The organism is Oscillatoria sp. HE19RPO (assembly GCF_024220515.1).
Lineage (GTDB): Bacteria > Cyanobacteriota > Cyanobacteriia > Cyanobacteriales > Laspinemataceae > Laspinema.
This window is the reverse complement of the sequence record NZ_JAMXOT010000104.1, coordinates 74,060-84,606: the sequence shown is the minus strand read 5'-3', so window position 1 is coordinate 84,606 and position 10,547 is coordinate 74,060. Positions and strand designations below refer to the sequence as shown.

4 protein-coding genes are annotated in these 10,547 nt (G+C 49.5%); 1 reads left to right on the top strand and 3 read right to left on the bottom strand.

Annotated features, from left to right (window positions below):
* Positions 1 to 66 precede the first annotated feature (66 nt).
* Positions 67 to 993 carry a class I SAM-dependent methyltransferase gene (locus NG833_RS10565; RefSeq protein ID WP_254565248.1) on the bottom strand — a complete coding sequence of 309 codons (927 nt, stop codon included), beginning with the start codon at positions 991 to 993 and terminating at the stop codon, positions 67 to 69.
* A 288-nt stretch (positions 994 to 1,281) separates the two neighbouring features.
* Positions 1,282 to 2,925 carry a DUF3352 domain-containing protein gene (locus tag NG833_RS10560; protein ID WP_254565247.1) on the bottom strand — a complete coding sequence of 548 codons (1,644 nt, stop codon included), beginning with the start codon at positions 2,923 to 2,925 and terminating at the stop codon, positions 1,282 to 1,284.
* 303 nt (positions 2,926 to 3,228) lie between these two features.
* On the opposite strand from NG833_RS10560, the gene NG833_RS10555 reads away from it, so the two are divergent.
* Entirely contained in the window at positions 3,229 to 5,448 is a 2,220-nt protein-coding gene (locus tag NG833_RS10555; protein ID WP_254565246.1) for a PAS domain S-box protein, read from the top strand.
* A 41-nt stretch (positions 5,449 to 5,489) separates the two neighbouring features.
* On the opposite strand, the gene NG833_RS30755 is transcribed toward NG833_RS10555, so the two are convergent.
* Positions 5,490 to 10,511 carry a CHAT domain-containing protein gene (locus tag NG833_RS30755; protein WP_305884988.1) on the bottom strand — a complete coding sequence of 1,674 codons (5,022 nt, stop codon included), beginning with the start codon at positions 10,509 to 10,511 and terminating at the stop codon, positions 5,490 to 5,492.
* Positions 10,512 to 10,547 lie beyond the last annotated feature (36 nt).

Genomic DNA, 10,547 nt, shown 5'->3' with positions numbered 1-10,547 from the left:
AGGATTTATATTTTGCAATCCCCTTATTGACCTAAACTGGGGGAAGAAACCCGGTTTCTCATCTTTTTAACTGGGGTTTTGAACTTGAGCGATGATAGTGCGATGTCGGGGACTGTTGCGGGTGATAGTGGGTTTCTCAAACCCGGCTTCGACAAAAGCTTGGTCGATATCCAGGGAAAAATACTGATCTAAATAGGGTTCGGTACTCTTGAGCAAGGTTAGGATATAAGGTGGCATTTTTGCATAAATCTCAGACTGGGGATTCATGTCCATAATTGCCAAATGTCCACCGGGACGAAGTAAGCGGCGAGCTTCTTGAATAATTTGGCGAGAAGCATCTGCGGGGAGTTCATGAAAGATGAGGCAAGCGGAGACTAAATCAAAGGAAGCATCCGATAAACCTGTGGATTCCGCAGCAGCATGAACCCAGGTGATATCCGGATGTTGCTGCTGAGATTTGTACTGAGCAACGCAGAGAAAATAAGGGGATAAATCTAGCCCAGTTAATGTAGCTTGGGGATAGAGTTTTTGTAAGGCAACGGTGCTCATGCCGACGCTACAACCTAAATCGAGAATTGCCTGGGGAGAGTCGCCAATTTGAGCTGCCAGCACTTCATGGTAACTGTTGCGAAGGCGAGAGTCTCCTTCGACTCCGGCATCTTTCCAAATATGAGCGTGCACGGCTTTAGCGGCGACTTCGACTTCGCTGGCGGCTTCCCAACTTAAATTTCCCTGGTCATAAGCATGGAAGGAACAGAGGTAATAATCGGGATAAACCAAGGTGGGATTCTGTACCTGTTGGAATTCGCGGTCCCAATTGCGGTTTTGGAGCGATCGCGCTTCGTCCGTCCAGGGAACGCCCATATTTTCAGCTCGATCAATCATCATTTTTCGGGCTTTAGATTTGGCGAAACTTGCAACGGGTTTAATGGATAATAAGCCATTAATTAAACGAGATAAGAATCCTGGGCCAGTTGATACAGCAGCAGTCATGAGGATGATGATTGGGTGAGAGGTTGATGGTTTCCCCCATCGCTTTAGGGAATTAGCAAAAGACAGATTAGAAACGGGCTTTCTGGACAAAATTTCTGCAAAGAAAGCCAAACCTTAGAGTCAAAAAGCCGGTTTCTAGTCTGATTGTTCTCATCCAGACCCGGAAGTGCTTTGTCGAGTTTGCGGTCAAAGCGACTGGGGGAGAGGAGAGAAGCAGCTATCCCATTGACGGGAGGAAAATCATTGCTTATTGTACCAAAGCGATCGCCCCCTAGAGTCCCCTCGGGATTACTGAGTTGCTATCTCCTTAGTTTTTCTGAGGGTAAATAACATCTCGCTTTCAAATTGCGTTGCACTGGTCCAAGTTCCGGTTCCGCCAATGCCGCGAACCGAATTTAACAGGTCTAGAGCCTCTGGAGAGATTTGAACACCCATCATAAAGGGCAGGGTATTGATTAGCGAGGTAATTTGCTCCATATCCAGGTACAAATAGCCGTGATTGGGGTTGGGCAAGGACCCGACCATTTCTTGAAATGTGGGATTGTCCTGTAAAGAAGTGGCGGGAGTGGCGATCGCATCGACGATGGGACCCCCAAAGGCGATAAACACAGAATTATCATCCAACCAACCGTGACCTAACAGGGCCCCTTGGAGAGGGATTTTCCATTCTTGGACATTAATGCCAGAGACATTGCGTTGAGCGATCGCCAAGGGAAAGGGGACGACATTACGACCGATCGCATCTAATTTTTGCAGCATCGCTTCTGCCGCAGGGCGATCGCTGGTTTCAAACACCACTGCGCCTCCGAATCCCAACTGTCCCAACAGTCCCTGATTGGAAGAAATCAGTCCAAAACCAAACTCACCATCCATCCAACCAAACACCTCGCGGTCCACATCCAGATTCACCGAAGCGAACATCTGGCGGATAGCGATTAGAATTGCTTGTAACTCTGGTTGGGCTTGACTTTGAGCGACTAGGGTTGACCAAGAGCGACCCATGCCGTGACCATTAACCAAGGCGATCGTTTCTGCGGGAAAGCGATTTAAGAGTTGATTGGAGACGGGGGGATATTGAGGGATAGATTGGGGGTCAACTTCGGTTAGGAACCGGACGCGCATTCCTTGTTGATCCAGACCCGCACTCAGCAATACCGAATTAACCCCTTCCACCTGGGGTAAACTGGGGCGATCGCTCATCCGGTTGCCCATCGGTGCCACAGTCTGGCTATAATCCGGTAAGTAAAAGTGGATGAGAGCATTATCGAGTTTTGTACTCTGACCAACCAGTTCCTTAGCCCCAGATTTCATCAGAAACGAGGAGTCTGAAGTGGTGGCGTCGATCGCTTTTTCCACCGCCCTGCGTTGCTGGGAAATCACCAGTTTGTTATTGACCTTGGCCTGATAGGCGGGAATTCCGTGGGGTGGAACGATTTGAGAGACCGTAACGCCTTTATAGTTAAATTCATTTAGGGTAAGCTCGCTTTGAGACTTCAAATTGCGAGCAAACCACCAGGCACGGAAGGGATTTTTAATGCCTACAATCAATAACAGGTCGGAGTTTAAGTGGGTTGTTGCCACTTCTGTCCCCGAGGAAGGGACGATCGCCAGGGTGACATTGCCGATCCAAGGTTGCAAGTCTTTTTTGTAATCGAGATTGGTTTGGGCGAGGAAATCGGCTTCCAGATTCGCCACAGTGCGGGCGATCGCCGCCTGTGCGCCTGGAGTCCCAAATTCGTCCAATTTCGACCATTGATGCTCATCAGTGACCACATAAGCCGCCATTAGCGCATCTTGTGGAATCACTTTTGCACTTTCCAGAGGATTGGAGCTTCCGACCCAGGTACTGCGCCAGTATAAATATCCACCGGCCATACCTACAGCAGCCACGACTGCGATCGCCCACCGATTTACATTAGGTTTCGCTGACATTTTAATTTGGCTTGTGATTCTCTCTTTTAGGATAGCGATATTTGTGGTGGTGATCCTCGATTATTGCGATTCATGACAGATTCTGGGGATTGAGGCTGATCGAGGGTCAGGGGATGTCCTCTTTCTTCAGTTGCCTTCTATCCTTGCCAAAACTTCATAAATCAATCTTGATTTCAGATTTTTCTCTACTTTGGCTTTATTTTATTTCAGGATAAACCCCTTATAATAGATTGAAATATCTCAACCTACATTGAATAATAAAATTTTTCTGAAAAAGACCGTAAAAAATATTAGGGGGACGGAATGAGCATGAAAATCGTAGAGTTGGAGTGTGATGCAGGGGAGGAGATCTCGAACTTTCCCTTTTTCGATTTATCCGACGATCTGCTCTGTGCGATCAATAGCAATGGAGATTTTCAGCAGATTAATGGTTCGGGAGAAAAAATCCTAGGATTTCGCCCCAGTGAACTGGATCAGAAATCCTTTCTCGATGGCGTGCATCCGGAGGACCGATTTTCCACCCGGGAACAGCTTGCCCAACTCAGTGGCGATCGCCGGGAAATTGCCTTTGAGAACCGCTATCAATGTAAAAATGGTGACTATAAGCGGTTATCCTGGAAAGCCCAATGGCGCGGGAATGAACCGCTCATCTGGGCGATCGCCCGGGAACTGTCGCCGATTCCCGAACAGAGTCGGGAATCACTGCCTCCGACAGAAGACTATCATGCTTTTTTTGACCTCTCTTTGGACTTATTTTGTACTCTCAGTTTTGACGGGTATTTCCGAAGTTTAAATCCAGCTTGGGAAAAAACCCTAGGGTTTACCCCGGAGGAACTGCGTTCTCAATCTTTTATTGAATTTGTCCATCCGCAAGATCATGAAAGCACCTTGATGGAATTCGTTAAACTCCTCCAAGGATGTCATACCTACTCCTTTGAAAACCGTTATCGGTGTAAAAATGGGGACTATCGATGGTTATTGTGGAGTGCTTGTCTGGGACAGGAACACCAATGTATTTATGCGATCGGCCATGATATTACCGAACGAAAATATGCCGAAATCGAAGGCGATCGGGCTTATGAAGAAACCCGCACCTTCCTCAATCAACTCCAAGTCAAACTGCAAAGCCGCAGTCTAGCGTTTAACAGTGCCATCTATAAACTGCAAAACGAAATTGCCGAACGCCGGGAAACCGAAAAATCTTTAGAAAAAGAGCGGGAATTTTTAAAAGCCTTACTGAATACCGTTGATGCCGGAATTATCGCCGGGGATGCCACAGGAAACGTCATCCTATTCAACCGTTCAATTCGCGACTTATATGGCTTACCCGATGACTCCATTCCTCCCGAGGACTGGTTAAATTACTATGATTTATATCAAGGAGATGGTACAACTCCCATCTCCCCAGACCAAATTCCCTTACAACGTGCACTTAATGGGGAACGGGTTAACAAAGAGGAAATTGTCATTGCACCCAAAGTGGGGGAACCCCGGATTGCCGTTGCCAGTGGCGAACCCATTTTTGATGAAGAAGACAATCAAATTGGGGCGGTGATTGTCTTCCATGATATTACCGAAAGTAAACAAAAAGCGAAAGCGCTTCAGGAATCTGCTCACGAAAAAACCGAATTGATTCACTCGTTGCAAAACCAAGCCCAACAGCTTCAACAAACCTTACAAGAACTGCAACGGACTCAAACCCAACTGATTCAAAGCGAAAAAATGTCCAGTTTGGGACAATTAGTCGCTGGAGTGGCCCATGAAATTAACAATCCCGTTAATTTTATTTATGGAAACCTCGCTCATGTTAACGACTATCTCGCGGATTTACTCAAACTTCTGAATCTTTACCAAACCCATTATCCCGAACCCGTTGAGGACATCCATGAATTTCAGGAGGATATTGACCTCGACTTTTTGCAAAGCGATCTGCCCAAATTGCTGAATTCCATGAAAGTTGGATCAGAACGCATCCGGCAAATTGTGCTGTCCCTGCGGAATTTTTCGCGTTTGAACGAAGCCGAACGTAAGGCGGTGGATATTCATGAAGGAATTGATAATACCCTGCTGATTCTCCATAATCGGTTGAGAGAAAAAAGCGTCAATTCAGGGATTTCAGTGATTAAAGAATATGGTCAACTGCCCCGAATCGAGTGCTATCCAGCGCAACTCAATCAAGCCATTATCAATATTCTGACCAATGCGATCGATGCCTTGGAAAGCCTGAAAGGACAAGAGTGCTATGCCAAAAAAACGCCCACCCTTCTCATTCGCACAGAATGCTTAGATAACCAGTGCATAGCCATTCACATTCAGGACAATGGTCCCGGAATGACCCAGGCAGTCAAAGAGCAAATCTTTAATCCATTTTTTACCACCAAACCCGTGGGGAAAGGAACCGGACTGGGGTTATCCATTGCCTATCAAATTATTGCTCATAAGCATAGCGGCGAGTTAATTTGTCACTCGGAACCGGGAGAAGGTACAGAATTTGTGATTCAGATTCCCTTGAAGCAACCCTAACACTCAGTCAAGGCAGAATCAGAAACCGTTGCCTGATGTCCCTACCAAGGACTGCCGACGAGAATAAATGCCGCCCAAAAATAGGGATGAGTAAATTGGCGATCGCCCATTTGTTGGGCTATCTCTGGCGGTACATCGATCGCCCCTCGGGACGTCACTAATTGGTCACCACTCATCCGGACTTCCCCCCGTAAAAACGCCAACTGTGCCTGTCTGAGCGCTTCCGATTTAATCGTTTGCTCTTGAGCACTCAGTTGTTGATAAAACTCGCTCATTAACCCTAAAGTTCCCTCATCATCCACCTGCCACAAACTGGCTAAAACCGACTTCACCCCCATTTGCACCGCTAACCCCGCAAACCCCAACTCCGCCTCGGAACTTCCCACCGCAGTTTCACAAGCACTTAACACTAACAATTCCACCGTTCCCGCATCCAATCCTAACTGCCGCATTTGCTCCAAGGGAACCTGTTCATCCCAAAATTGAATGTAAGATTTACGTCGCGAAGCCGGAAAACCCGCTTCTGTCTGTTCCATGCCGCTATAAAATTTGACATGAGTTGCCAGATGGATAATGTCAAAGTTTTGTTGGCGACGGGAAGCCCGTAAATTATCAGCGGTAAACGCTTCATTCAGAAAGTATTGTTCCAGGGAAAAAACTTCAGAAATCATCTCTAATTCCACGGGAACCGCACTTAATGAGGGAATGGTCGGATCTTGAAAATCAGAGGCTCCCATTGCCAGAACCTGAGTCTCGTTTAAATTTTTATAACCCGTCTGTGTCAGGTTCACACTGGGGATTAAACCTAAGCGATACTTTTCGATTAAAAACTGTTCTCCATCATGAAGTGCCGCCAGGGGAATCCCCCGCAGTCCTGCATCGAGAGAAAACATTAACATATCGATTCCCTGCTCTTCCAATTCAGCGGCGATCGGCGCAATTAACCACTCATAAAGTTGCACCGAGGCACTCATATAACTGTCGGTATTAGTTTTGCGCGGATTCGTCAGTTCCGAGAGTAATTCCGTCACTTTAGCTCGCAGAGCATCCCGAGAAGCCGTCGGAATCGTGCGGATGATCGGGACCCCTTCTGCCGTCATCACCACTAATTGCAATTCTTCCGGAAGGGACATCGCATAGACAACCGCCGGATTGACATTGATTTCTTGCCGAATTCCCTGGAGCAAATCCCTGATATTTTTGGAATCCGCCTCATCTTCCGAGAGGGGACCCTGCCGATCGGGGTAAAATTCCTGCATCCGCATCTGTTCAATCTGCGGAATACTCGCTTGCGCCACTGCCTCTAATTCCGACTGAACTGAAATTTGAACTGAATCCGGTTCCCCAGGAGGGGCGATCGCCTCCACCGCAGGAATGGCGACGGTCCCCTCCTGCTGCTCTATAGGCGCAGTCAGAACGCTCCCCTCACCTGAAGTCGGTTCAACTTGAAGAATCTGAACCTCACGACTCCCTACATTCCCCGCCTCCATCTCCGCAACACCCAGAACATTTTCGGATACATCATTCCGAGGCAGGGGGGGTGCAGGGACCACCGGGGCGGATGGCTCCGTCGGTGTCGGCAGGGCGATCGCCGCAGGAGCAGGTGCAGCCAATTCCGAAGTCACCGCCACTGGCTCCACCGGAGATGGCGGTGTCTGAGTCAACGGTTCTGGGTTTTGCAGTATTTCCGTTGGCATGATTGAGACGGGTTCCGTCAGAACTTCCCGAATAATCGGCAACTCTACAGGTTCCGAAGGTAAAATTTCCCGCGACGGGGGAGGTATCACCTGTTCCAATATCGGAACCGTTTCCACCGTCTCCAAGGGTTCTGCAATCGGGATATTCCCAGGGATATCAGTCCCCTGGGGTTCTGCTACCGCTACAGGTTCCTCGGGAGTCGGCGTTACTGCCGGTTCTGCTACCGCTACAGGTTCCTCGGGAGTCGGCGTCACTGCCGGTTCTGACACCGCTACAGGTTCCTCGGGAGTCGGCGTCACTGCCGGTTCTGCTACCGCTACAGGTTCCTCGGGAGTCGGCGTCACTGCCGGTTCTGACACCGCTACAGGTTCCTCGGGAGTGGGGGAGTCGGCATCGGGTTCTTCCGTAGTGGGTTCTGGATCAACCCCTGTCGTCTCCTCGACTGGAGGCGTTTCTTCTCCTAAATCCGGGGGAGAATCCTCCGGGGTTGAGTCTGTTTCCTCCGGTATTTCTTCCTCGGGTTCAGGGTCTGACTCAGCAGGACTCGATGGAGTGGAACTCTCCGTTTCTTCCTCATTTGTAGCGGTTTCATCCGAAGTTGCCTCTGACTCCGTGGCGGTTTCGGAACTCTCCGTTTCTTCCTCATTTGTAGCGGTTTCATCCGAAGTTGCCTCTGACTCCTCGGGGGTTTCTGAGTCAGGGGATTCTGGGGAGGGATTAGGGTTGAGGTAGATCCGAGATTGGGAAACGGATTCTCCGAGGGAGAGAAATTCTCCCGATCCGGTGGTAATGGCGGCAATGGCTCCATTTTCAATCATGCCATTGCCATCAAGATCCCCAATCACAAATTCACTGTTGCCATGAGTGATGGTAATTTCACCGCCTTGAGGTGCAGCAGTGGAAATACTAAACTCGCCGCCAGTTTGAGAGAGAAAAGAATCGACGATTCGCACGGAACCCGGGGTTTGAATGGAGACATTGCCGCCGATGCTTGCTCCTTCTGTATTAATAAAGGAGACTTGAATATCATTTTGCTGAGTCTGGAGGGTGACGTCACCGCCTGCACCGACGGTCGAATGAGTATCGATCGCCCCGGTGGAGAGTCCCGAGAACGATCGCAGGGTAATGGTTCCGCCATCAGAGGCGATCGCCGCACTCTCTAAATTCCCGGTGGTGATCTGGCTATTCTGACTCGTTAAGTCAATCGAGGTCCCGGTGGTGGTGATGTCATCGGTGACAATGGCATCGGTGGCAGTAATATTGACCGTTCCCCCGGTTGTCGTGAGCCGATCGCCTAGGGTGACAGTGCCCGTTGAGTCAATGGCGATCGCCCCTTGACTCGTCGTGGTAGAGCGCAAATCAACGCTGTGAGCATCAAGAGACAACCCGGCGATCGCCACTTCATTCCCGATCGCCCCTTCTAGGACAACATCTCCGGTTCCCGCCTCCAGATTTAACTGAACCGTGCCATTAATCGTTCCGGTTACCTGAATATTGCCACCCCCCGCATCCTCTGTAGTCGCGGTGGTTCGGAATGTCACGGGATTGGAGAGTTGCAGAGGACCCGTAATTTGAATGGTGTTATTTTCAGTGATTAAATCCCCAGAAATAATCGGATTCTCAGCCGTTAAGGCGATCGCACCCCCTTGCGGGTTGGAGGAAGAAGAAGCATCCAGGGTTCCCCGAGTCGTATTAATGCGGCCCGAATCGCTGGTGAGGGCAATATCGCCCCCAGCGGTAGAGAGGGCACCAGGGTTAAGGTCACTGCCACTAGAGAGGGTAATATCGCCCCCCTCCGTCGAGATAGTTCCGGTTTGAATCGATCCGGTTGCCTGGACATTCACCGAACTATCCGGACGGGCGATCGCGATTTCTCCGACAACGATGCTTCGTGGAGATAATCCCAGGGAGTCATTCACCAGAGAATCTGAAGTGCTTCTTCCCCCGGCCCTTAAGTGGATTCCTCCAGGGGAAGCATTACCGTCTTCGGCGATCGTCAAGGAAATGTTTCCCCCTGCTATTTCCCCTAATGCCTCAACCCGCAGCGGTCCCCCCGTATAATTTCCAAATACCACATTCCCTCCAGCGATGAGCGCCAACTCATTCCCACTTTGGAACCCAGTCGGTTGGGATGCCGTATTGGAAATCATCAGATCTCCGCCGCTGTGCAACGCGCCATCCAGGGTGATGTTGCCCTCACTGACTACCCTCAAATTCCCCTGGACCTGGATTTGAGAATCTGGGTGATTGAGCAGATCGAGGGTAACGCTGCGATCGCCGCGAATCTGCAAATTCCGCCCCACCTTCACCTCAACCGGATTCAGGGGGCTATCTTCAAATCTCACCCCGTTGTCCGCTTGCAAGTGCAAATTGCCCGTGGTTTCAAGCTGACTTTCTGCCACCGTTAAATTGCCCGTAGCGAATACAATAGCAGTTTGAGCTTGAACAGCACGATTACTGACATCTCCATGCTCCAAGCTCAACCCTGAACCCGTCAGAGTGACCGTCCCATCGGAATTGAGTTCAACTCCTGTGGCATGAGTCTTACCCCCACCCGCCAACAATTCCGGTAAAGATTGGGGATTGAACTGAAATTCTCGCGGGGCAGATTGTCCCGTGACTGGGGTTTGCAACAGATCAGGGTCCACCTCAAAACTCAAGAGATTTCCCACTTGACTAATCCGGACCAGACTTTGACCGGGGACCGCTGCCACAATCAGATTACCTTGGGCCGAAAGGGTGCCGGTACTGACCACGGAACCCCCAAGTAGAATTAAATTTTGATTCGGTCCAACCCCTAAATTGCCCGCATTCACGATCGCCCCAGCTTCCGGCATCGAAAATACAAATTGACTGGGATTGCCTACCAAACTGCTATAAAGATTCGCTTGTTTCGCATCAAACCATTGCAACGAGTCCGACCCAGACAAACCGATCCGATCTGCGGTCGTTGCCATGAACGAACCCGGAACATTTAAACTCGCTCCTGAACCAAACAGGATGCCACTGGGGTTCATCAAAAATAAATTAGACTGTCCCCCGGTGACTTGAATTAGTCCATTAATAATAGAAGGATTGCCCCCATTGATTCGCGTCAAAATATTTTGAATCTGGGGGTTAGACATAAAGTTAGCAATTTCTCCGGCGCTGAGTCCAAACTCTGTAAAAGTGTGGAAGAGGTTGCTGCCATCATTCGAGAGCGTCCCCCCCTCAATATTGAAGGTGGTTCCATTCGGGGTCACTTGGGTTTTGGTATCGTTGCCGGGAACGATCGGTTGGGCATGGCTGGGTGGAATAGCGAATATCCCGGAAAGGGAAAGCGTGAATAACCACCCTAGATAGATGCTTCTGATGGGTGAAATCATAGGTCTCTTTTTTATGGGGCATTAAAAATGGGATGA

Coding starts and splice junctions, on each gene's coding strand:
- NG833_RS10565 (WP_254565248.1), bottom strand. CDS start 993: ATGACTGCTGCTGTATCAACTGGCCCAGGATTCTTATCTCGTTTAATT.
- NG833_RS30755 (WP_305884988.1), bottom strand. CDS start 10,511: ATGATTTCACCCATCAGAAGCATCTATCTAGGGTGGTTATTCACGCTT.
- NG833_RS10555 (WP_254565246.1), top strand. CDS start 3,229: ATGAGCATGAAAATCGTAGAGTTGGAGTGTGATGCAGGGGAGGAGATC.
- NG833_RS10560 (WP_254565247.1), bottom strand. CDS start 2,925: ATGTCAGCGAAACCTAATGTAAATCGGTGGGCGATCGCAGTCGTGGCT.